The following is a 19,918-nucleotide window of genomic DNA, read 5'->3' as shown; positions in this document are numbered from 1 at the left end:
CGCTGCGCTCAGCTGTTTGAGCAAAACTGAACGCAGGCATAATCAAGAAAAATGCAGAAACAAGAAGTTTAGTTAGCATGTCTTCTCCTAACGGGATTCATGGTGGAAGTCTGCAATTCAGCACACAGTTTTGCAGGATTGCCAAACGTTGCCACACCGCTACGCAGTTTCAATGATGTTTGTCGGTCAGTGTCACCGAAGACTGAAGTGCTCGAGCATCAGATTTCCGCCGGATAGCACACACGCATTTTAGAGTGATTGAGCGGAGAACGCTTATTCGACGGTGGCGACGTCTGTTTGGTCCGCAGAGCAGAAATTCGCCCAAACTCTACGAGCGACCGCTTCGAGCCCAAAGCGAACTTAAACGCGCTCGCAAAAAATGAAGTGCGGCGATAGACATTCTCTTCAGCGGTCTAACCCATCACTAAATGCATTCACCGCCATCGATAACCAAGGCCTGCCCCGTCATAAAAGCGGATTCATCTGAAGCCAAATAGACGATCCCGTGGCCAATCTCTTCAACTGTCGCCCACCGACTCATAGGGATCGCCTGCTCGATGTAGCTTTCCAGTTTGGCACGGCCACCCATCTGCTTTTCGAAGCCTGCATTGAAAGGGGTGTCTACAAATCCTGGACAAAGGGCATTAAAACGGATTGCGTGGACAGCGTAGTCGGCTGCCATCTGCCGGACCATCGCAACAGCTGCGTGCTTTGTAGTCGCATATGCAATCATACCCCGGTCGTATTGAACCCCAGAATTGGAGGCCGTGACGATCACGCTGCCTCCACCTTGTGATTTCATATGGGGGACGGCCGCACGCGCGGCAATGAAGTGAGCGCGGACATTCAATGCCCAAGAAGCATCCATTCCATCTGGTTCTACTTCTTCCAGCGTTCCTTCGATCTGCAACCCAGCATGAGAGTGCAACACGTCGAGCCGACCGAAGTTTTTTACTGCTTCGTCTATGGTTTTGGTAAGGGCATCGTCATCGGTTACATCAAGCTGTATGGCAGATGCTTGATTTCCCTGCGCAACGATCGCGGCCACTGTGGCTTCAGCAAGTGTTGCATCGCGATCCGTTACCATTACATGCGCACCCTCTTGTGCCATCGCCATTGAACCCGCCCGACCAATTCCTGATCCCGCGCCCGTCACGAGCGCGACTTTACCTGCAAGCCGCATGTCACTAGGCTCCTTTATTTAACTATTCGATTTTGAGGCGCCTTGCCGCAAAAGCAGTTGCGCTGCAACGAGCAACAAGAGCGACGCGCCCATAACCATAGTGCCGATGGCATTGATCTCGGGCGTTACGCCACGCCGGATGGATGAGAATATGTAGATTGGCAGGGTTGTTTCTGAGCCAGCTACGAAAAACGCGATGATGAAATCATCAAATGAGAAAGTGAAGCTGAGCAGGAAGCCCGCCAAAATTGCCGGTGCTATCAACGGCAGTGTCACCTGCCGAAAGGTGCCCCAGGGCGTCGCAAAGAGGTCCGCCGAAGCTTCCATCAGGGCACGGTCCATACCCGATAGCCTTGCACGTACGATGATTATGACCAGCGCCATTGTGAACATGGTGTGTGCGGCGACAAGCGTGGGCATCCCCATGGAAAGTTGCGGGGGATTTGCTCCATCGGGCCATAGGCTCGCGAGAAGCGGGTTTAGCCAGCCGAATACGGTAACTAGGGCAATGAGTGTCGCGATACCGATGACGATACCGGGTATCATTATCGCAACGTAAATCATCCCATCGAACAAAGTTCGGAGCCATCCCTTAACCCCTTGTAAAGCGATGGCCGCCATGGTTCCGAGGGTTGATGCAAGGCAAGCAGTTATGAATGCCGCAAGCAGACTGGTCTCGAGCGCGTCCATAACAAATGGGTTGTTGAGCGCCTTGCCATACCATTGGGTCGAGAAACCCATGAACTGGCTTGCGTGTCGCCCGGCATTGAAGCTGAAAAGCGCGATGATGCTGATTGGAATATATAGAAAAAGGTAGACGCAAATTGCGTATAAGCGCATCGGATCCTCACATCAGCGAGACATCTTCGCGCTGGCCACCCAGGCGCGAGATGAATTTCATGTAAATTGAGACAGTGACAAGCATTACGACAACCAGGGTCATTGCGACCGCCGATCCATACGCCCAGTTCCGAGACTGCAGGAACAGGTCCACTAACGCATTTCCGACGAAAAAGACCTTTCCGCCGCCCAAGATCGCTGGGATCAGAAATTCGCCCATCAGCAAGATGAAGACCAGCATGCAGCCAGTTGCGATACCAGGTACCGACAAAGGAAGTGTCACCTGACGGAACGTACGCCATGGGGTAGATCCGAGATCAGCCGATGCTTCCAGAAGGCGTTTATCCAGTTTGTCCAAACTTACAAAAATCGGGAAAACCATCAAAGGTAGATACCCATAGACAATACCGACAAGCACAGCGAACGGCGTATTTATCAGGCGGATATCATCTATGCCGATCGACTCCAGTAAAGCGGGCAAGCCACGCCCCCCAAGGATGAAAATCCAAGCGTATGACCGGATCAGGATCGATGTCCAGAACGGCACGATCACTAGGATCAACAGCGAAGTTCTCCACTTTGGTGAACAACGCACCGCAAGAAAGTAGGCGAGCGGGTAGGCAATTACCAACGCAGCGATAGTCCCCAGAGGTGCAAGGATCAAAGTGTTCTTAAACGCCGTCCAGCGCGCAGGAAGGTTGGCATATTGTTCCAACGTGAACGCTGGAACGTAGCCTCCGGCGGCACCCCGTTCGCCAAAGGAAAAGACGAAGACGACCAGTAGTGGAAGGGCAAGCATTACCAAAAGCCATATTCCTGCCGGTGCCAGCAACAGTGCTTTTCTGCCTCGTTCGGTCATATTGTCCTCGTCTTTTCCGATATTGCGGCCTTGCCGCTTAGGCCGACTTGAAGCGGGCGAGCAACTCGGCACGGTTTGGATCGGTTAGTGTAGCCGCCGCGCCGAACTCGAGTGCATTCAGAAGGTCAGCTGCCGGATACAGGATCGGATCTTCCAGTAGTTCCTTCGGCAGCAACGCATTGGTGCGAGCATCAGCCGATGGATAGCCGTGAGCGAGGACTTCTTTCGCATTAACTTCCGGGTTCAGCAGGAAGTCGATCAACGCATAAGCGGCATCCATATGGGGTGCGCCCTTAGGAATAGCGTAGTAGTCGGACCAGAGTTCACCGCCCTCAGTTCCCAGAACGTAGGCGATTTCAGGCATGTCGACATTCATCTGCTTGCCGTCACCTGTCCAGCACATCGTCATCCAGGCGTCACCGTTACGCATCGGTGGCTGATAATCCGACGAGATTGCAAACAGATGCGGTTTGGCATCCAGCAACAATTTCTCGGCATCCGCCAGTTCCTTCTCATCGACCGAGTTAAAGGAGTAGCCGAAGTATTTCAGGGCATTACCGATGGTGGTGAGTTGGTAATCATGCACCATTGTCCGGCCTGAGTAACCTTCCATAGTAAGGTCCCAGAACTCTTTCCATGTGGTTGGAGTCGGAGCGCCGTCAAGCTTGCTGGTGTTCACTGCAAAGCCAGTCGTGCCCCAGTTTTTTGGGACCGCGTAAAGCTGGCCATCGACAGAACCGGCGTCGGAAAAGCGCTGTTCGAATGAACCTGCGTCGTAGTTTGGCAGTTTGGACGTATCGAGCGGGATGATCAGATCTTCACCCACATACGTAGTGATCGTGTAGTTGGTTGGAACGAAAACGTCCCAGCCAGACCCTCCAGCCTGTAGTTTTGCCAACATCTCTTCGTTCGAGCCAAAAACATTGACCTGAACATGGGCGCCAGTGGCTTCCGTGAAAGCTTCGAAGTTCATCTCGTCATGGTAGTTCGGCCATGTGGCGAGGATCACTCGGTCGCCAATGTCCCCGGCAGCAAATGCCGGGCGTGGACGCAACCCAGGAATGGCCGTGCCCAGAACGGCCGTTGCCATCCCAAGACCTGTCACGCCTAAGAAATGTCGCCGTGTAACCGAACCCTTTTGGTACCGGCGAAGCTCTTCCATGAACTTTTGCTTGGAAATAGTCCCATTATCCTTGGTCATTGTGAACCTCTCTGTTGTTGGATTGCGGGATTTGTTATTTTTCCAGGATCAGCAGTGCGCCTTCGCCCCATGAAACAAAGGCCTGCTCTCCTGCATTGAACGTCCCCTCGTTCAATTCCGCTTGCCTTGGCACAAGTACGTGGAAGTCACCCAGTGCTTCGTTGCGCGCAAGGTATTCTGTGTGCTCCCCAAGGAAGATCCGATTTTGAATGGTAACTGGCAGAGCGATTTCAGCTGTGGGTAGCGCGCGGGTCAGCGTGATCTGTTCAGGACGGATACTAACGCACACTTCCTGCCCTGCATCTATTGGAATTTCCGGAGTTCCGTGCACCTTTTGGCCACTCGCTAAACGCACAGTGATTTGGTCGGCTGCTGAGTCAGTCACAGTTGCATCGAAGAAATTTGAGGTACCTACAAATCCAGCCACGTATCGGCTGCGGGGCATGTCGTAGAGTTCGCGTGGGCTGCCAACCTGCACAATACTGCCGCCTTCCATCACACAAATTCGGTCAGACATTGAAAGCGCTTCTTCTTGGTCGTGCGTGACGAGGACAAAAGTTATTCCCAGTTGTCGTTGCAGGTTCTGCAGTTCAAACTGCATTTCTTTTCGAAGCTTTCGATCCAGAGCAGCCATTGGTTCATCAAGCAGCAAAAGCTTGGGCTCGTTTACGATCGCACGCGCCAAAGCGACGCGTTGCTGCTGACCACCAGACATCTCCCAGATGCGACGTGGGCCAAACCCACCAAGACGGACAGTTTCCAGCGCTTGCTCAACCTTTGTCGCGATTGTTTGTTTGTCTACGCGTGGTCGTTGTTGGCGCAGGCCGTACGCGATGTTGTCGAACACGCTTAGGTGAGGGAAAAGAGCATAGTGCTGAAACACCATGTTGACCGGGCGATGGTGCGCATCTAAGTCGTTGACGACTTCTCCATCGAGCAACACCTGACCTTCGGTTGGCTTCTCGAAACCTGCCAACATTCTAAGCGCAGTGGTTTTGCCGCAACCAGATGGGCCTAAGAACGACAGGAACTCTCCTTTCCCAATGGAAAGATTCAGGTCTTTGGCGGCGACCACATTCCCGAAGGTCTTGGTCACTCCTCGGAGTTCCGCAATCGTCTGCATGGTGACGCTCATGTCAAAGCTCATATACTGCCGTTTTCCTTTTGCTTGATTTTTTGGCATTTTTTGGCATACCACTCAAACAAGGAAAAAGTAACAATAACTCGGAATAACTGTATATACCACAATTGGGGTATAGAGGTGCTTTTCGAAAATCTGGAGTGGCGTGTGTACGATTGGATGGAAGAGGCCGGCAGGGTCGTGGAGAAGATCGGAACCCCAGAATTTCCATGTGCTTTGGCAGATGGCTTACGGCAGGTCGCACCATTTGATTTTACGGTGGTGTTTGGCCATGTCGGAACCGAAGCACCAATAGACATTCACGACGATTTCCCCAAAAGCAAACGGCGTATTTTTGTTGAGGATTACCAAGCCGGGCCCTACGTACTTGATCCATTTTTTTTGGCCGCGACAAAACCAACAACACCGGGTCTGTACCGCATGCGCGATATCGCACCGGACAGGTTCTATCAGGGCGAATACTATCGCAGCTATTACAAAAGGACTGGGTTAGCAGAGGAGATTGGCTACTTTATCGATATCCCAGGCGCTGGGATGGTTGTGGTCTCGCTCATGCGAGCAGAGAAGCCTTTTTCCGCCAAGGAAATTCGGCATTTGCACGCTCTATGGCCGCTCGTTCGGGCAGCCTGTTGCAAACATTGGAGTGACTTTCCAACGATGGCCCGCGGCGCCGCAGCGAATGGCGTTAGTCGTCGCGTTGATCTAGCATTCCAGGCATTTGGCGATGGCGTTCTGACGCCACGAGAACGAGAAGTCGTTGAGTTCACATTGAAGGGCCATTCGGCAGAAGCTGTTGGCACAATTCTCGGCATCTCTCCAGGCACAGTCCGCATCCACAGACGCAACATTTACGCGAAACTTAGGATCAATTCGCAGGGTGAGCTTTTTTCAAAGTTCATTGAAAAGGCACTTTAAAAGGATCCGCCAATTGGAAGCGCTCATGGCAGTTTCTACAAATGGGTCGGTCACCGCTGCAGCTACGGATCTGGGGATAAGCCAGCCTGCGGTCAGCCGACTGCTTTCTGATCTGGAAAAATCGCTTGGATTTCAACTTTTTGATCGCCGTGAAGGTCGCTTAGTGCCTTCGCAGGAAGTGCGTTATCTGCAACCCAGCGTAGAGCGTGTTTTGGAATTGATGAAGCAAATCTCGGATGTCAGTCAGGACATAACGAAGCGCAAAGCGGGACACATCCGCATCGCATGTTTGCCTGGGTTCGCCACCAGTCACCTTCCCAACGTCATCGCCGAGTTTTTAGAACATCGGCCAGGTGTAACAATGACGATCGAACCAGACAGACCGGAACGCATTCTCGAGTGGATGATCGGTGAGCAATATGATTTCGGAATCACAGATAGTTTTAACGGGCATCCGGCCGTCGAAAGCAGAGACATCGATGTCCGTACAGTTTGCGTGTTTCCTACCGGACATGAATTGGAAGAACTCTCCGAGGTGTCACCTACGGATCTTGCGAATGCCAAGATTATTCACACAAGGCGCGACAGCGACTTTTTTGGGAAACTTTCAAAAGCGTTTCAAAGCGCCAACGTCAAACTCAATTCCCACATCGAAGTCTGGCAGTTCGCGGCGGCTTGCGAATTAGCTGTAAAGGGTGTTGGGATTTCCGTGGTCAGCGAATTGGACGCCGTCCAATACGCAGACAACGGGTTGAGATACCGACCGTTCAAACCGCTCTTGTCACATACGCTTTCCCTTGTGCGTCCGATTTTGAAGCAACCGTCATTGGTGACGCTAGAGTTCATCGAGCAGTTCCAAGAGAGCTTAGCCCCATTCAAGGTAGGTAAACTCCATCACTGACTGTAGGGCGGCAAACGCCGATGTTCGCTACCAGTAAGCCGTACTTTTTCGATCTTCAAAGCTTGAAACCAATACTTGAGCATTTGGAATAACCCCCGAGATCGATCTCGGATTAACAATCAAAAACGGCGAAAAGCCGCGCCCGAAAAATCGGCCCTATGCCAACCGGCCTTGGACGGTGGAAGAACGCGCAGTTGTGCTGGATCGGGCCGCCCCGCACGTTCGAGTGGCGGTGGCGTTGATTATGAACACCGGCCTTGATCCGTCCGATGCGCTTAAGCTGGCCCGTCGCCAGATAGACGGCGACACGATCTGGGGCGTCAGGGGCAAGACGGGCCAGGAAGTTGCCGTTCCAATCGGTCAGACGCTGCAAGCGGCTCTGGATGCTGCGCCCAAGCACGACGCCGTGACCATCCTTGCCTCATCAAACAGAAAGCCTTGGACCTACAACGGCTTTTCGACGGTCTGGTACCGCTTCAAGAAAAAGCTGGAAGCTGAGGGCGCTGTGCAACCCGGCCTGACACTCAAGGGGGCTGCGGCATACCGTGGCCACGACACTGCGAGAAGCAGGGCTTGAGGAACGCCAGGTTGCGGACCTGCTGGGGCAAAAGACCCCATCTATGGCCCGTCACTATTCCGGGCCCGCCAACCTCGCGGACCGCAACCGGATCACGATGGAAGCACTAGAAAAGGAGAACGAACGCAGATCAAGAGTTGTCAAACCCTTCAAGAAAACTGTCAAACCCTGAAAGGTTCAAAATTGAATATTGAGAAAAATCAAGATCTTGAATGGTGCCCGGGGGCGGAATCGAACCACCGACACGAGGATTTTCAATCCACTGCTCTACCCCTGAGCTACCCGGGCACGGGAACGGCGACTGCCGTTGGGTGGAGGCGTTCTATGACTTGCCACTGGCAGTGTCCAGAGCCTTTTTTACATTTTTTCAATGCGGACGCGAATGACCGGTTTCGTCGACTTCGGCATCCGCCTCAGCGTTCTCTTCACGTTGCGACGGCACCGCGTAAGAATCGTTCAGCCACTTGGCAAGATCGACATCCGCGCAGCGCTTCGAGCAAAACGGGCGGTACGTGGCAACAGTGTCTTCACCGCAGATCGGACAGCTCATTTCAACACCTCGCTCAGCGGCAGCCGGGCCCGTTTGCGCTGCAATTCGAAATGCCCTAACGGCGTCCAGCCTGCCAGTGTGGTTTCGATCGGGTCGGACTTGAAGGCGGCGCGCAGAGCGGACTCGAACCCTCGGCGGTCCTTCTTGGGCATTGGTGCCAGATCGAGCGTGATCTGCCCTCCTAAACCCCGCACACGCAAGGCGCGGGCCAGCGTTTTGGCGCAGGCGAAATTAGCCTTGGTTCCAGCTGCCAAGGATGTGTCAACGCCGGTATTGACGTCAACGGCGACCAGCGCGCGGGTGGGCTGGATGAACAGGTGCCCTCCGCCGGGCAAAGGCTCAGAAATGCCGCGGGCCGTGTCCAATGCCTCCAGCACGCCATGGGTGCCGAAACTACCTGCGCGGGTTTCGACCTCGGCCGGGTCGGTCCAGTCGCGCCAGGCCAGAACATGAGGGCCGTCGCCTTCAAGCAGCAGTTCCGGCTCGGTTCCAGGGTCGTTCACCACTGCGTCCGCGTGGGCCAGCATGGCGCTGATATCTTCGGCAATTTCGCCCGCGTCCTCACCGGCGCAGCACGAGCGCAGGATCAGGCCATACCCGCTGCCTTCCATCACCTCATGCGCGATCTCAAGCAGGCGGTCACGTTCATCCTCATCGCGGATCGATCGCGAGATGTTCAGGCCGGGCGCATCCGGAGTGACAATCGCGTAGCGACTTTTGAACAGAACACGGTCGGTCACAGGCAAGGCTTTGCCCGGTTCGGCATAGCCTGTCACCTGCACCAGCAGCAGCGCACCGGGGGCAAGCCCCTTGATCTGCCGCAGAAACGCGGGGCCGTCGGGCGTAGACAGGAACATGCCGCCCTGCCCTTTTACCGGCCGATCCGCGCGGGCGCGGTAGATCGTGCCCGGTGCAGGCGCATCGGCGGCGATCAGGAAATCATCCAGCTTGCCGTCGACCATCAGTGCCGCAGCCTCACGACCCTTGATATGATCCAGAACGATGGTGCGACCCTTCATGATGCCTCACGATACAGGGGATAGCCGATGCCTTGCAAAAGGGCGGCGGTTTCAGACAAGGGCAGGCCCACGATACCGGTGAACGATCCCGAAATCCACGGGATGAATGCGCCAGCCGGGCCTTGGATGGCGTAGGCGCCTGCTTTGCCCTGCCAGTCTCCGGTCGCCAGATAGGCATTGATCTCAACATCCGACAGGCGTTTGACCTTGACCTGTGAGACCACGTCGCGTTGCAGCACCCGATCCCCGCGTCGCACCGCGACCGAGGTGATAACCCGGTGGCGACGCCCGGACAGGGCGTGCAGAAACTCAGCCGCCTGGCCTGCGTTTTCGGGTTTGCCCAGAATACGACGGCCCAGCGCCACGGTGGTATCCGCACACAGCGTGATATCGTCGCCATCCGCTTGCACCGCCTGCACTTTTTCGCGCGTGATGCGGCTGCAATAGGGAACCGGCAGCTCGCCCTTCAGGGGCGTTTCGTTGATGTCCGGGGGGCGGATCGCATCGGGCTGCACGCCAAGCTGAGCCAACAGGTCCAGCCGCCTTGGGCTGCCCGATCCGAGGATAAACGCCATGAGATAGGGCGTTACTTGAAGCGATAGTTGATCCGACCCTTGGTCAGATCATAGGGGGTCATCTCGACCTGAACTTTGTCGCCAGCCAGAACACGGATGCGGTTCTTGCGCATCTTGCCTGCCGTATGTGCGATGATCTCATGGCCGTTTTCCAGCTCGACCCGAAACGTCGCATTAGGCAGGAGTTCCTTCACGACACCGGGAAATTCGAGCGTATCTTCCTTGGCCATGTTGTCTCCACATTTACGTTGCACTCGCAGAATCTGCGAGGATGTGCGCTTAAATGAGCCTATTTCGGGCTTATTTCAAGGCCGGAATCACGAAAGAGCAGAGATTGTGACCGATTCGACTCGGGGCGTTTGCTCATCCCAATGGGTTCGGTTCAGCACATGGCCATCGGCGCGGACCTCTGCAATGGCCGACAGATCGATATCGGCGTAAGTCCAGCCGGGCTGGTTCAACTGTCCTTCAGCCAATACGCCGGTGCCGGGGAACCCTTTGTCCGGCGGGCCGAAGATGCCACCGGTGCCTGTGTTCATATCCACGGCCTCGGACCACTCATTCTTACCAACCAGCGACGCCATGACCGTCACACACTGGTTTTCCAGCGCACGCGCCATCGCACCGATCCGCACCCGCCAATAGCCCGAGAGTGCCTCGGTGCATGAAGGTACAAGGATCAGATCCGCGTCATTGAGCGCGTGACCCAGTAGGGGAAATTCGCTGTCATAGCAGATAAGAACGCCGATCTTGCCCAGCTTGGTGTCGAACAGTTTCAACGGGCCGCCGGGGGCGATATCCCAAGCCTCACGCTCGAACCGGGTCATGATTTGCTTGTCTTGGTGATCCTGCTGGCCATCAGGCGCATAAAGCGCCGCTCGGTTCACCGGGCGGCCCGGCCCATCCACAACCGGCGCAGACGCACCCAGAATATAGGTGCCATATTCGCGCGCCAGCCGTTGATGCAGGGCCTGCGCATCTGCCATCCGGTCCGACACCGCGCGGATCGAACGTTCCAGATCACCTGCCACATCGGCCCCGTCCAATGTCGACAGCTCCATCGCGCCATATTCGGGAAAGACCAGCAACTCGGCCCCCTGCCCGGCGGCCTCGCTGACCCAGCGGTTCAGCTTGTCCTCATACTGCGCCCAACTGTCGAGCCAGTCGAGGTCATAGGCGGCGGTTGCGACTTTCATGGGCTGCGTCCTTCAGCATTGGATTGGAGCGACCCTAGGACAGGATCGCGCGATATGTATAGACCCGGCCGAGATCCGACGGGAAAGTGAATTGGCTTACCGGCCCAGACTTGGTTCAATAGGGTCAGGAGGATCACCATGCAAAACCCCGAAAGCTTCGAAAAGTTCTATTTCGCCAAGGTCGGTATGGGCGAGGCCTGCGGCTGCGCTGAGCGTGTCATTGACGTGTTCGAATTCAATCGCAAAGGCGGGGCACAGACAAAATCCGAGGTTCGACTGGAAAAACCCAAACGCCGGTCCTTTCGCGGATGGGCGGTGAAGTACGGCCTTCTCAGCCGCAAACAGACACGCTGAGACCGAACGGGGCAGCTACGCGTTCAGATCCCTGATCCAGAATTGCAACGGTTTCTGCGTCTCGCCGTCTTCTCCTATATCCTTCCACGAAAACTGCGCCACGACACCGGGTAGGGGTTCATACCCGCGTGCCCGCCAGAACGCATCCAAAGCCCTATAGCTTTCTGGTCGCATCGGATGGTCGACAGGGCGCTGCACACTGCAAAAGGCGCATTTCGTAAAGCCCAAAGCGCGCGCGTGGGCTTCGCGTTGATCGAAGAATTTATGACCAACACCCTGCCCCCGGTAGTCCGGCAGCAGAACAGATTCGGCGCAATAGAAAACATCTGACAAACCCACACCTGACCCGTCAAAGGCCGCAGCAAAATCTTCGGCATGATCGGCCAGAGGCGCACCGGTTGAGGCCCCGATCAGACGGTCGCCGTCAAAGGCCCCTACCACGATGGATCGGGCACTGTCGCGGTAGGCTTGCAGGTATTTCCGCTCATAGCCCAGATCCCCATCATAGAGATAGGGCCACGCGTGAAACACATTGATGCGCAACCGGGCCACATCGTCCAGAGCGGCCTCAAGCGCCGCTCCGGTCAGGGGGCGGACGTCTGTGACCTCAGCCACAGGACACCTGTTTGGTCCAGTCGGCCAGGTTGTAAAAGGTGGTCACGCGAGTGATCTTGCCGTCTTGCAGATCAAAAAACGATCCGGCGGGCAGGCGGTAGGTCTGACCATGCGCCTCGGGCAGACCCTCATCTGTTTCCAGATAGGTACCATTCACGATGAACTCGGCCGCCGCACGAGTGCCGCCTTGGGCGTCGAACACCACGATGTCGGTCAGGTTTTCACGGTAGCAGCGGTTCATGTGGGCGCAGAAGGCGGCGAATTTCTCTTTGCCGACGCGAATCTGGCCTTCGTTCACATGGTGGGCCACGTCGTCGGACAGGCAGGCCAGCATGCCATCAACGTCACCTGCGTTGAAGGCTTTGAAATAGGTTTCGACGGTCTGGTTCATGGTCACTCCGTTGGTTCGCCCCAGCGGTCCTTCAGATGTTTGATGATCTGATCGCGGGTCTGTCGGTAGTGCGTTAGCTTGTCTTCACGACTTTCGCCCAGTCCGGTAGGGTCCATTATTGGCCAATAATCGACATCCAGATGAAAAATACGGGTCAAATCCAACGCTCGCCTTTGGCTGGCGGGTGACAACGCGACGATCAGGTCGAACGAGCTGAGGTCATCGCCCCATTCCTGCATTTCGTCGAAGGAACGCGACCTGTGTCGCGAAAGCTCAACGCCGATTTCCTGGCAGACGGCAACGCAGAAACCGTCGATCTCCAGATCGTTATGGACACCGGCAGATTGCACATAGGTACCAGTGCCGTAGAACTTTTTCATGATTCCTTCGGCCATCGGGGACCGAACCGAGTTGTGGTCGCAACAGAACAGAATGGACTGCGGCAGAGACGTCACCCGTCAGCCCCCAAAGTGCAATACGCAAATCAGCGTGAACAGGCGGCGGGCGGTGTCGGTGTCAATTTCGGCCTTGCCTTCCAGCCTCTCTTGCAGGACCCGGCTGCCTTCGTTGTGAATGCCCCGCCGCGCCATATCGATGGTTTCGATCTGACTGGGTGGCAGCGATTTCACCGCGTCGAAATAGCTTTCGCATATCTGGAAATAGTCTTTTACCACCTGCTTGAACGGGCCCAGCGACAGGTGGAATTCGGCGGCTTTTTCCTCGGCCTCGGTGGCGATATCGAAAACCAGCCGTTTGTCCCGAATGGACAGTTGCAGATGATAGGGGCCGTCAGGCACCACGCGATCGTCGCGCGTGGGCAACGCGAAGGAGTTCTCCTCCAGCAGATCATAGATCGCGACCTTACGCTCCTGCTCGATCTCGGGCGTCGGCGGGGGAAGGTTTCGGTCATCCAGTTCTATGTGCGAAATGCGGGTCATGCGTGCGTGGTCCATTCAGGTCGGGTCAGACTTATCGCAAGAAAATTGAATGAGCAACGCAGCCCTGTGGCTTTTGTCACAGCGGATACAGGGACGGGTCAATCGCATGTTTGCGCAACAAGGTGTCGACCAAAGATCCGGAATTGATCTCTCGGTCCTTGAATATCTTTCGAAACCACGACCCAAAGAAATGGATGGACATTTTGCTTTGCCAATCCAGAAATTCCAGCTTGGACATATCAGGCTCGTTCCACAGACCGCGATGCCGGAGTGGAACGGCGTAAAGCTCGACTCTCGGCAAGCTCATGTCATGCTCCGGCGTCCCATAAAGGCTGTGGAAAAACAGCGGCGGCCCAAGCGTTGACAAAGGCAGGCTCCAGTAGGTGGATTGCCCGTAAATGTCCCGATAGGCGTGCTTTCTGTCATCCGACCACCAGAACGGCACGAGGTCGCTGTCGAAAGCGAAATCGCACATCTTCTTCAAAGCCGGGCTGTCGCTGGGCAGAGCCACAACCCCGTTCATCATCCGCTGCCGTGCCAGATTGGCTTTGGGAAACAAATACCCCTCACGGGTCTCGAACGGTCGAACAGCATAGGCATCCGCGTCCACCCAGATATAGTCGGTCTGCTGCATCAGTTTCAGGCGAAACAGATCGGCGTGGACTGCGACCGAGCGCATGATCGGGTCGCGGTAGATCTCGGGCGTGTCAAAGATCTCCCGCGCGTCACGGGGCTCGATATAGTCCGGGATATCCTCAAGATCGCCGTAGTGGTAGACGATGGGCATCTGGTCCACATCCGCGAAGGACTTGAGACACAGGTGCTCGAGAAAGCTGAACCGTTTGCCGATCCACAAGGTTGCCACGCGTTCCAAACTGCCCTCCACCTGATATCTGTTGGTTCGCGCCTTTAGTCGTTCAGACGATCCAGCCGGGCCGTGACGGACAGGCCATGAGCTTCAAGGCTTTCAGACCGCGCCAGTTGCGCCGCAGCAGGACCGATGGCGCGCAGCGCGGCGGGGGTCATCTGTGACAGCGTGGTGCGTTTGAGGAAATCCATCACGCTCAGCCCCGAAGAAAACCGCGCCGAGCGCGCGGTGGGCAGCACGTGATTGGGGCCGCCAACATAGTCGCCGATGGCCTCGGGCGTGTATTGGCCCAGAAAGATGGCGCCTGCGTGGACGGTTTTTGCGCTCAGCGCCACAGGGTCGGCAACGCAGAGTTCAAGATGCTCGGGGGCGATACGGTTCGACAGCGCGGCGGCCTCATCCAGATCGCGCGCGGTGATCACTGCGCCAAAATCGCGCCAGCTTGCGCCTGCGATGGCGCGGCGCTCGAGCGTCTCAAGGCGCTTGTCCACGGCAGCGGCAACCGACCGACCGAAAGCTGCATCATCAGTGATCAGGATCGACTGCGCACTTTCGTCATGTTCCGCCTGACTCAGCAAATCAAGCGCGATCCAATCGGGGTCGTTGTCCTTATCGGCGATCACCAGAATTTCGGAGGGGCCCGCGATCATGTCGATACCCACCTTGCCAAACACCCGCCTCTTTGCCGCCGCGACAAAGGCATTGCCCGGACCTGTAATCTTGTCCACCGGGGCGATGCTGTCCGTGCCATAGGCAAGCGCGGCAATCGCCTGCGCCCCACCTACGCGATAAATCGTATCCACTCCTGACAACTGCGCGGCCAGCAGAACCAAGGGGTTCACCACCCCATCCGGCGTGGGCACGGCAATCGCCAGACGCTCAACCCCCGCCACCTTGGCCGGAATCGCATTCATCAAGACCGACGAAGGGTACGAGGCCAACCCACCCGGCACATAAAGCCCCGCCGCCGACACGGCCGACCAACGCCAGCCCAGTGTGGCCCCAGCCTCATCCGTCCATTCGTGATCGGCGGGCATTTGCTTTTCGTGATAAGCCCTGATGCGCGCCGCAGCCAGTTCCAGCGCGGCGCGATCTTCATCCGTGACCTCAGCCACTGCCGCCGCGATCTCATCAGCCGAAAACGCCAAAGTATCGGGGGTCAGCTCAAGCCGGTCGAATTTGGCCGTCAGCTCAATCACCGCCGCGTCGCCGCGCGCGCGCACGTCCTGAATGATCTCGGCCGCAACCGCATCCACGTCGGGGCTGTCTTCGCGCTTGGCCGACAACAGCGCAGCAAAGGCGGTTTCGAAATCGGTCGAGCTTGTCTCAAGGAAAACTGGCATCGTCTTGCACTCCGGGGCGTTTCATCGGGACATATCGCCCGAGGGGAAGGGCCTCAACCCTTCGTCGGTCGGGTGCAGCGATTTGCGCATCGGATATTGCAGGACGCCCTGCCATTCTTCGGACTCACCCGCATCCTTCCAGCCGAACCGGCGATAAAATTCCCGTGCCGTCGCAGTGGCATAAACATGTGCCACCGCACACCCTTGATCTACCAGTTCACTTTCCAGCCGGATCAACAGAGCCAAGCCGACACCACGCCGCACATAGGCTGGATCGACATAGAGCAGCGACACTTCCGAACGGTTGTGCAGCCCGCCGACCCCGGCCATCTGCCCGTCAATCTCGGCCAGCCAAAGCTGCGCGCCGGACTGTATCCAGCGCCGGATCGTCTGCGGATCCTTGTTGGCCGTCCAGGCCGCCAGCAGCGCGGGCTGCTTGTGATGGTCTGCCGCACAAAGATAGGTGATCGAGCGGATCAGAGCGCGGCTCATCTGGAACACATCGAACACGGTCGCACGGCGCAAAACCAGGCCTGTGGAAGGCCCGGAAAACGCTTGCGCTATGCCCCGTTTATTCCGGATGATGCGGCGCCTGCCCAGACGGTGCCTGATAGGGCCGCGTGACGTCCTTGAGGGACACATCCACAGCCTCGACCAGCAATCGGATCGCGCCATCCCCGGCCAGAGTCAGTACCACGCGGCCTGCCCCATCTTCGCCGGGCTCAAAATCAATCGACAAGAGGGACATCACCATATCCTTGTCGCTGCGGTCGATCCCCTGACTTGCCACCGACAGCACCGAGTCGAACACCAGCACCGACTGTACCCGTTCAAACGGGCGGTCGCGCAGGGTGGCGGCGTCTTTGTCCTCCCACCGAAAGCGGTTCAACAGCAGGCCAAAGCGGCGTTGGGATGGCCGCCAAGTCATCTCGGTTATGGGAAACACCGCGTCCTGTGTCAGGGTCGAGATCACCTGCAGGTCATCTGCATCCTCGGCACCAAGATTCAGCGGGGCCTCGCGCCCGTCATGGAAACTTGCGTCTGTCATTGGCCTTTGATCCGTTCAATCTTTGCACCCACGCCTTCCAGCTTGCGCACCACATGTTCATAGCCACGATCCAGATGATAGACCCGGCTAACCGTCGTCTCACCTTCGGCCGCCAAACCGGCCAGAATCAGCGAGACCGAGGCCCGCAGATCGGTCGCCATCACAGGCGCGCCTTTCAAACGTTCGACGCCCGTTACCGTGGCCGTGCCGCCATGTACCTCGATATTGGCCCCCATTCGTACCAGTTCAGGGGCGTGCATAAAGCGATTCTCAAAGATACGCTCTTCAAGAACGGACACACCTTCGGCAGTACACATCAGCGCCATCATTTGCGCCTGTAAATCCGTGGGGAAACCAGGGAAGGGTTCCGTGACCACATCCACCGACCGAACACGCCCGTTCTTGCGCGCGACCATCAGACCATTTGCGGTTTCCGTCACGCTGACACCCGCCGCGTCCAGCTTTTCGGCAAAGGACGCAACCAGCGACATCCGCCCGCCCAGCAACTCGACCTCACCGCCGCAGATCGCCGGGGCCAGCATATAAGTGCCCAGTTCGATCCGGTCCGTGACAACCTGATGGGTCGCGCCATGCAAACGGTCGACGCCTTGAATTTCGATAGTCGACGTCCCCTCTCCGGTGATTTGGGCACCCATCTTGCGCAGGCATTCCACCAGATCAACGATCTCGGGCTCGCGCGCTGCGTTTTTCAGAACGGTAGTGCCTTTGGCCAGCGTGGCCGCCATCACAATGTTCTCAGTCGCCCCGACCGAAGCAAACCGCATCTCATGCACCGCGCCTTTCAACCCACCGGGGGCCTTGGCGTGCAGATATCCGTCTTTAAGCTCGATCTCGGCGCCCAGCGCTTCAAGCCCTTCCACATGCAGATCCATCGGGCGCGCCCCGATTGCACAGCCACCGGGCAACGACACGACTGCCTGCCCAAACCGCGCCAGCAAAGGCCCCAGCACCAGGTTCGAGGCCCGCATCTTGCGCACGATGTCATAATCCGCCGTCTGACTGGTCAGATCATGGCTGGACATGGCAATCACCTGCCCGTCCTGCAACGACGACACCTCGGCCCCCAGCGATTGCAGTAGGGCGGTCATAGTCTTGATATCGCTCAGACGCGGCGCGTTGGTCAGCGTCAGAGGCTCATCGCTGAGCAGCGTTGCGGGCATCAGCGTCAAACACGCGTTTTTAGCCCCTGCAATCGGGATCTGGCCGTTTAGCGGCCCATTACCCGTTACCAGAATCGAATCCATTTGCTCTTATCCCTCGTCCTTATCAGCCTTGTCCCCAGCGACCGCCCGCGCCTTGGCCTGCGCCTTGCGCCGCGCCATGTTCGCCTTCAGCGCCGCCTTCAGCCGCTCTTCGCGCGCGTCACCGGGTTTGCCTTGTTTTTTTGGTGAATTTTTTTCCGTCATGATCTTTCTCTACAGGAGGCGAAAAAAACCGTCCAGACACCCTTGCGCCGCGTTTCGTTTGAGTCTAATCACCCGCCCACAGCGCTGCTGTAGCTCAGAGGTAGAGCACTCCCTTGGTAAGGGAGAGGTCGAGAGTTCAATTCTCTCCAGCAGCACCATTCCCAAATTACTGATTTTCAATACTCGTCTCGCTGCTGCGGCACCGCTGGCCAATTGCCCTCGGCACCAACAGTGTTGACTCGGCCCAACGCGGCATGGGACCCTTCGCCATTGTGTTCATAAGCTTCCCATTTCAGGTGGCATTTCTCTGTAACCTTGTGTGCAGGTTCGGGAGTTAAAGAGTGACTGATATTCGTTCCGACAATAGCAACGCGGCCCCAACGCAACCCTTGGCAGGGCGCTTGGGCTGGATTGATGCGGTAAAAGGCCTGACGATCATTTTCGTGGTTCTACACCATTCTATCGCCGGGTTCCGGTTCGACCCGACCTTCCCCGAATGGATCAGAACCTTCAACTACAGCCTCGATCCCGTGCGCATGCCCCTGTTCTTTCTGGTAGCCGGGCTGTTTGCCAAAAAGGCTATCGACGGCCCCGCAGACAAGTTCATCCGCGGCAAGGTGATCTATTTCCTCTATTTCTACCTTCTGTGGTCCATGATCATCTTCACCTTTCGGTTTGGACTGAACGCTATTACCAATTCGACCACCTATTGGTGGGAAATCCTGATAATCCCCTGGGACCCGCTGCCGACGATCTGGTTTCTCTACGCCCTCATGCTGTCTTTCGTAATATTGCGCCTGCTGCGCGGCGTTCCCCCGGTCTATATTGTCGGGTTTGCGGCCATCATACAGGCGCAGTTCCTGCTGAATGTCTGGCCCGAAGGCGTGGTCGTCATCGCCGATAAACTGGCCAAGCTGTTCGTCTATTTCGCGATCGGAGTATATGCGTCTGAATGGATCAGATCTTCGGCGGTCAAGGCGCGCGCGCTACCGGTGATCGCATTGTGGATCGGGTTCCTCGGGCTCAGCATCGCTGCGCTGTCGGGAGGATTCGAGAAACTTCCTCTGGTCTACTTTTCCCTATCGGCCCTGTCCGCCTCGGCAATCATTGGAACGGTAGTTCTGGCCTCGAACGCGGGTAAGGCCAAGTGGTTGGTTACAATCGGAAGTTTCAGCCTGTATATCTACCTCACCCATTTCCTTCCCGTGGCAGGGACGCGCATCATTCTATCCAAAATTTTGGGTATTACCGAGCCGCTGGTGGTGATCCCGCTTTCGGTTCTGGGGGCGCTAGTGTTCGGAATCGTCTTCTGTAAAGTGCTGACAGGATCAAGACTCCAATGGCTGATCAAAGTGCCCGATCGAGTGTTGAACCGCACGCTTTCTCTGCCGTTCGGAACCGCAACCCGGACCTGAAGAACCAGTCTAGTTCAGGCGCCCGGATGCGGCCAAAGCACCGGCCAGAGCGCTCTCGATCTCTTTGGGAAAGTCACGGCCTTTCTTATGCAATCCTGCCGCGACCCAGCCCACCATATGGCCTCGTGCACCAATGCCATTTGCGCGCACTTCGGTCGGGCAGGTCTGTTCCTTCTGAACCAGGGTCATCGCTTTTTCGACCTCGTGATCGGACAAAACCATTTTGACAGCGCTGATGATATCCATCGACATCTGAAGAGTCTGATGTTCCATCCTGTGCGCCGCGCCCGACAAAAGCCGGGTACAAAAGGCCGATAGGAAATACCAACGAAAGATCGAAAACACCCGATCCTGGAACTCGGTCGGGTGCTCTTGGGTGACCCTCGCTGTCTGTGCAATCCGTTCGAAAGCTGCCTCAGCCGCCTGAGAGGCTCGGCAAATCTGTGCCTCGCGCGACGTCACAGACGCAGCGATAAAAGCAGACGGGACAGCGGTACCAGCGGTTCCTAAGTTCATAATCGTCCTCCAGCTCTAACTCCTGCTGAAGACATGGGTACATCCA

The 19,918-nt window shown here is 56.7% G+C and carries 26 protein-coding genes and 2 tRNA genes; 6 read left to right on the top strand and 22 right to left on the bottom strand.

Annotated features, from left to right (window positions below):
• Positions 1-424: 424 nt before the first annotated feature.
• Genes ACR0DB_RS15830 through ACR0DB_RS15810 form a run of 5 tightly spaced genes read right to left on the bottom strand, consistent with a single transcriptional unit; the run spans position 425 to position 5,218 of the window.
• Positions 425-1,183, bottom strand: a complete 759-nt coding sequence (locus ACR0DB_RS15830; protein WP_170774021.1) for an SDR family NAD(P)-dependent oxidoreductase — start codon at positions 1,181-1,183, stop codon at positions 425-427.
• Between the two features lie 18 nt (positions 1,184-1,201).
• Positions 1,202-2,023 carry an ABC transporter permease gene (locus tag ACR0DB_RS15825; RefSeq protein WP_480552061.1) on the bottom strand — a complete coding sequence of 274 codons (822 nt, stop codon included), beginning with the start codon at positions 2,021-2,023 and terminating at the stop codon, positions 1,202-1,204.
• Between the two features lie 7 nt (positions 2,024-2,030).
• Complete coding sequence (locus ACR0DB_RS15820) at positions 2,031-2,882, bottom strand: ABC transporter permease (protein WP_093962199.1); 852 nt, start codon at positions 2,880-2,882, stop codon at positions 2,031-2,033.
• 37 nt (positions 2,883-2,919) lie between these two features.
• Complete coding sequence (locus tag ACR0DB_RS15815) at positions 2,920-4,083, bottom strand: ABC transporter substrate-binding protein (protein WP_093962198.1); 1,164 nt, start codon at positions 4,081-4,083, stop codon at positions 2,920-2,922.
• Positions 4,084-4,117: 34 nt separating this feature from the next.
• Positions 4,118-5,218, bottom strand: a complete 1,101-nt coding sequence (locus tag ACR0DB_RS15810; RefSeq protein WP_237216008.1) for an ABC transporter ATP-binding protein — start codon at positions 5,216-5,218, stop codon at positions 4,118-4,120.
• Between the two features lie 153 nt (positions 5,219-5,371).
• On the opposite strand from ACR0DB_RS15810, the gene ACR0DB_RS15805 reads away from it, so the two are divergent.
• The 3 genes from ACR0DB_RS15805 to ACR0DB_RS15795 all read left to right on the top strand — a co-directional run bounded on the left by ACR0DB_RS15805 (position 5,372) and on the right by ACR0DB_RS15795 (position 7,617).
• A complete protein-coding gene (locus ACR0DB_RS15805) occupies positions 5,372-6,139 on the top strand; it encodes a helix-turn-helix transcriptional regulator (protein ID WP_480552060.1) in 768 nt (255 codons plus the stop codon).
• Positions 6,123-7,040 (top strand): LysR substrate-binding domain-containing protein, encoded by a 918-nt coding sequence (locus ACR0DB_RS15800; RefSeq protein WP_174819476.1) that lies wholly within the window; start codon positions 6,123-6,125, stop codon positions 7,038-7,040. Before ACR0DB_RS15805 ends, ACR0DB_RS15800 begins: the two co-directional genes overlap by 17 nt.
• Positions 7,041-7,218: 178 nt before the next feature.
• A complete protein-coding gene (locus ACR0DB_RS15795; protein WP_170774014.1) occupies positions 7,219-7,617 on the top strand; it encodes a site-specific integrase in 399 nt (132 codons plus the stop codon).
• Between the two features lie 213 nt (positions 7,618-7,830).
• Here the strand turns inward: ACR0DB_RS15795 and ACR0DB_RS15790 are convergent.
• The 6 genes from ACR0DB_RS15790 to ACR0DB_RS15765 all read right to left on the bottom strand — a co-directional run bounded on the left by ACR0DB_RS15790 (position 7,831) and on the right by ACR0DB_RS15765 (position 10,957).
• Positions 7,831-7,905 (bottom strand) — tRNA-Phe (locus ACR0DB_RS15790).
• A 79-nt stretch (positions 7,906-7,984) separates the two neighbouring features.
• On the bottom strand, positions 7,985-8,167 hold the full coding sequence (locus ACR0DB_RS15785) for a DNA gyrase inhibitor YacG (protein WP_170774012.1): 183 nt from the start codon (positions 8,165-8,167) through the stop codon (positions 7,985-7,987).
• A complete protein-coding gene (locus ACR0DB_RS15780; protein WP_480552059.1) occupies positions 8,164-9,186 on the bottom strand; it encodes a ribonuclease E/G in 1,023 nt (340 codons plus the stop codon). Before ACR0DB_RS15780 ends, ACR0DB_RS15785 begins: the two co-directional genes overlap by 4 nt.
• Positions 9,183-9,761, bottom strand: coding sequence for a Maf family protein (locus tag ACR0DB_RS15775; protein ID WP_170774009.1), 579 nt, complete (start codon positions 9,759-9,761; stop codon positions 9,183-9,185). The genes ACR0DB_RS15780 and ACR0DB_RS15775 overlap by 4 nt, the downstream gene beginning before the upstream one ends.
• 11 nt (positions 9,762-9,772) lie before the next feature.
• Positions 9,773-9,991: a translation initiation factor IF-1 gene (infA, locus tag ACR0DB_RS15770; protein ID WP_005978431.1), complete on the bottom strand. Its 219-nt coding sequence runs from the start codon at positions 9,989-9,991 to the stop codon at positions 9,773-9,775.
• Positions 9,992-10,078: 87 nt separating this feature from the next.
• A complete protein-coding gene (locus tag ACR0DB_RS15765) occupies positions 10,079-10,957 on the bottom strand; it encodes a carbon-nitrogen hydrolase family protein (RefSeq protein WP_480552058.1) in 879 nt (292 codons plus the stop codon).
• 138 nt (positions 10,958-11,095) lie between these two features.
• On the opposite strand from ACR0DB_RS15765, the gene ACR0DB_RS15760 reads away from it, so the two are divergent.
• Entirely contained in the window at positions 11,096-11,311 is a 216-nt protein-coding gene (locus ACR0DB_RS15760; RefSeq protein WP_170774005.1) for a hypothetical protein, read from the top strand.
• 15 nt (positions 11,312-11,326) lie between these two features.
• On the opposite strand, the gene ACR0DB_RS15755 is transcribed toward ACR0DB_RS15760, so the two are convergent.
• The 10 genes from ACR0DB_RS15755 to ACR0DB_RS15710 all read right to left on the bottom strand — a co-directional run bounded on the left by ACR0DB_RS15755 (position 11,327) and on the right by ACR0DB_RS15710 (position 17,941).
• Positions 11,327-11,926 (bottom strand): GNAT family N-acetyltransferase, encoded by a 600-nt coding sequence (locus tag ACR0DB_RS15755; protein WP_170786823.1) that lies wholly within the window; start codon positions 11,924-11,926, stop codon positions 11,327-11,329.
• Complete coding sequence (locus ACR0DB_RS15750; RefSeq protein WP_170786825.1) at positions 11,919-12,317, bottom strand: ketosteroid isomerase-related protein; 399 nt, start codon at positions 12,315-12,317, stop codon at positions 11,919-11,921. Before ACR0DB_RS15750 ends, ACR0DB_RS15755 begins: the two co-directional genes overlap by 8 nt.
• A 2-nt stretch (positions 12,318-12,319) precedes the next feature.
• Positions 12,320-12,772 carry an arsenate-mycothiol transferase ArsC gene (locus ACR0DB_RS15745; RefSeq protein WP_170353273.1) on the bottom strand — a complete coding sequence of 151 codons (453 nt, stop codon included), beginning with the start codon at positions 12,770-12,772 and terminating at the stop codon, positions 12,320-12,322.
• A gap of 3 nt (positions 12,773-12,775) precedes the next feature.
• Positions 12,776-13,255, bottom strand: a complete 480-nt coding sequence (locus ACR0DB_RS15740; RefSeq protein ID WP_480552057.1) for a UPF0262 family protein — start codon at positions 13,253-13,255, stop codon at positions 12,776-12,778.
• A 76-nt stretch (positions 13,256-13,331) separates the two neighbouring features.
• Positions 13,332-14,129, bottom strand: a complete 798-nt coding sequence (locus ACR0DB_RS15735; protein ID WP_480552056.1) for a glycosyltransferase family 32 protein — start codon at positions 14,127-14,129, stop codon at positions 13,332-13,334.
• A 35-nt stretch (positions 14,130-14,164) separates the two neighbouring features.
• Complete coding sequence (hisD, locus tag ACR0DB_RS15730; RefSeq protein ID WP_480552055.1) at positions 14,165-15,466, bottom strand: histidinol dehydrogenase; 1,302 nt, start codon at positions 15,464-15,466, stop codon at positions 14,165-14,167.
• Positions 15,467-15,487: 21 nt separating this feature from the next.
• A complete protein-coding gene (locus tag ACR0DB_RS15725) occupies positions 15,488-15,958 on the bottom strand; it encodes a GNAT family N-acetyltransferase (RefSeq protein WP_480552054.1) in 471 nt (156 codons plus the stop codon).
• Between the two features lie 79 nt (positions 15,959-16,037).
• Positions 16,038-16,514, bottom strand: a complete 477-nt coding sequence (locus ACR0DB_RS15720; protein ID WP_170773990.1) for a DUF2948 family protein — start codon at positions 16,512-16,514, stop codon at positions 16,038-16,040.
• Positions 16,511-17,779, bottom strand: coding sequence for a UDP-N-acetylglucosamine 1-carboxyvinyltransferase (murA, locus tag ACR0DB_RS15715; protein WP_480552053.1), 1,269 nt, complete (start codon positions 17,777-17,779; stop codon positions 16,511-16,513). The genes ACR0DB_RS15720 and murA overlap by 4 nt, the downstream gene beginning before the upstream one ends.
• 6 nt (positions 17,780-17,785) lie before the next feature.
• Entirely contained in the window at positions 17,786-17,941 is a 156-nt protein-coding gene (locus ACR0DB_RS15710; protein ID WP_480552052.1) for a hypothetical protein, read from the bottom strand.
• Between the two features lie 83 nt (positions 17,942-18,024).
• Here ACR0DB_RS15710 and ACR0DB_RS15705 point away from each other — a divergent pair.
• Both ACR0DB_RS15705 and ACR0DB_RS15700 read left to right on the top strand, forming a co-directional pair.
• A tRNA-Thr gene (locus ACR0DB_RS15705) sits at positions 18,025-18,099 on the top strand.
• 183 nt (positions 18,100-18,282) lie between these two features.
• Positions 18,283-19,356, top strand: coding sequence for an acyltransferase family protein (locus ACR0DB_RS15700; RefSeq protein WP_480552051.1), 1,074 nt, complete (start codon positions 18,283-18,285; stop codon positions 19,354-19,356).
• Between the two features lie 9 nt (positions 19,357-19,365).
• Here ACR0DB_RS15700 and ACR0DB_RS15695 read toward each other — a convergent pair whose 3' ends face one another.
• On the bottom strand, positions 19,366-19,872 hold the full coding sequence (locus ACR0DB_RS15695) for a hypothetical protein (protein WP_480552050.1): 507 nt from the start codon (positions 19,870-19,872) through the stop codon (positions 19,366-19,368).
• Positions 19,873-19,918 lie beyond the last annotated feature (46 nt).

The organism is Ruegeria sp. AB6, assembly GCF_056542685.1.
This window is presented reverse-complemented; position numbering and strand designations above follow the sequence as displayed.

Excerpts from the sequence above, each read along its gene's own strand:
- ACR0DB_RS15775 (WP_170774009.1), bottom strand. The coding sequence starts at position 9,761 with ATGGCGTTTATCCTCGGATCGGGCAGCCCAAGGCGGCTGGACCTGTTG.
- ACR0DB_RS15810 (WP_237216008.1), bottom strand. The coding sequence starts at position 5,218 with ATGAGCGTCACCATGCAGACGATTGCGGAACTCCGAGGAGTGACCAAG.
- hisD (WP_480552055.1), bottom strand. The coding sequence starts at position 15,466 with ATGCCAGTTTTCCTTGAGACAAGCTCGACCGATTTCGAAACCGCCTTT.
- ACR0DB_RS15780 (WP_480552059.1), bottom strand. The coding sequence starts at position 9,186 with ATGAAGGGTCGCACCATCGTTCTGGATCATATCAAGGGTCGTGAGGCT.
- ACR0DB_RS15815 (WP_093962198.1), bottom strand. The coding sequence starts at position 4,083 with ATGACCAAGGATAATGGGACTATTTCCAAGCAAAAGTTCATGGAAGAG.
- ACR0DB_RS15765 (WP_480552058.1), bottom strand. The coding sequence starts at position 10,957 with ATGAAAGTCGCAACCGCCGCCTATGACCTCGACTGGCTCGACAGTTGG.
- murA (WP_480552053.1), bottom strand. The coding sequence starts at position 17,779 with ATGGATTCGATTCTGGTAACGGGTAATGGGCCGCTAAACGGCCAGATC.
- ACR0DB_RS15820 (WP_093962199.1), bottom strand. The coding sequence starts at position 2,882 with ATGACCGAACGAGGCAGAAAAGCACTGTTGCTGGCACCGGCAGGAATA.
- ACR0DB_RS15725 (WP_480552054.1), bottom strand. The coding sequence starts at position 15,958 with ATGAGCCGCGCTCTGATCCGCTCGATCACCTATCTTTGTGCGGCAGAC.
- ACR0DB_RS15785 (WP_170774012.1), bottom strand. The coding sequence starts at position 8,167 with ATGAGCTGTCCGATCTGCGGTGAAGACACTGTTGCCACGTACCGCCCG.
- ACR0DB_RS15825 (WP_480552061.1), bottom strand. The coding sequence starts at position 2,023 with ATGCGCTTATACGCAATTTGCGTCTACCTTTTTCTATATATTCCAATC.
- ACR0DB_RS15760 (WP_170774005.1), top strand. The coding sequence starts at position 11,096 with ATGCAAAACCCCGAAAGCTTCGAAAAGTTCTATTTCGCCAAGGTCGGT.
- ACR0DB_RS15830 (WP_170774021.1), bottom strand. The coding sequence starts at position 1,183 with ATGCGGCTTGCAGGTAAAGTCGCGCTCGTGACGGGCGCGGGATCAGGA.
- ACR0DB_RS15710 (WP_480552052.1), bottom strand. The coding sequence starts at position 17,941 with ATGACGGAAAAAAATTCACCAAAAAAACAAGGCAAACCCGGTGACGCG.
- ACR0DB_RS15720 (WP_170773990.1), bottom strand. The coding sequence starts at position 16,514 with ATGACAGACGCAAGTTTCCATGACGGGCGCGAGGCCCCGCTGAATCTT.
- ACR0DB_RS15750 (WP_170786825.1), bottom strand. The coding sequence starts at position 12,317 with ATGAACCAGACCGTCGAAACCTATTTCAAAGCCTTCAACGCAGGTGAC.
- ACR0DB_RS15695 (WP_480552050.1), bottom strand. The coding sequence starts at position 19,872 with ATGAACTTAGGAACCGCTGGTACCGCTGTCCCGTCTGCTTTTATCGCT.
- infA (WP_005978431.1), bottom strand. The coding sequence starts at position 9,991 with ATGGCCAAGGAAGATACGCTCGAATTTCCCGGTGTCGTGAAGGAACTC.
- ACR0DB_RS15740 (WP_480552057.1), bottom strand. The coding sequence starts at position 13,255 with ATGACCCGCATTTCGCACATAGAACTGGATGACCGAAACCTTCCCCCG.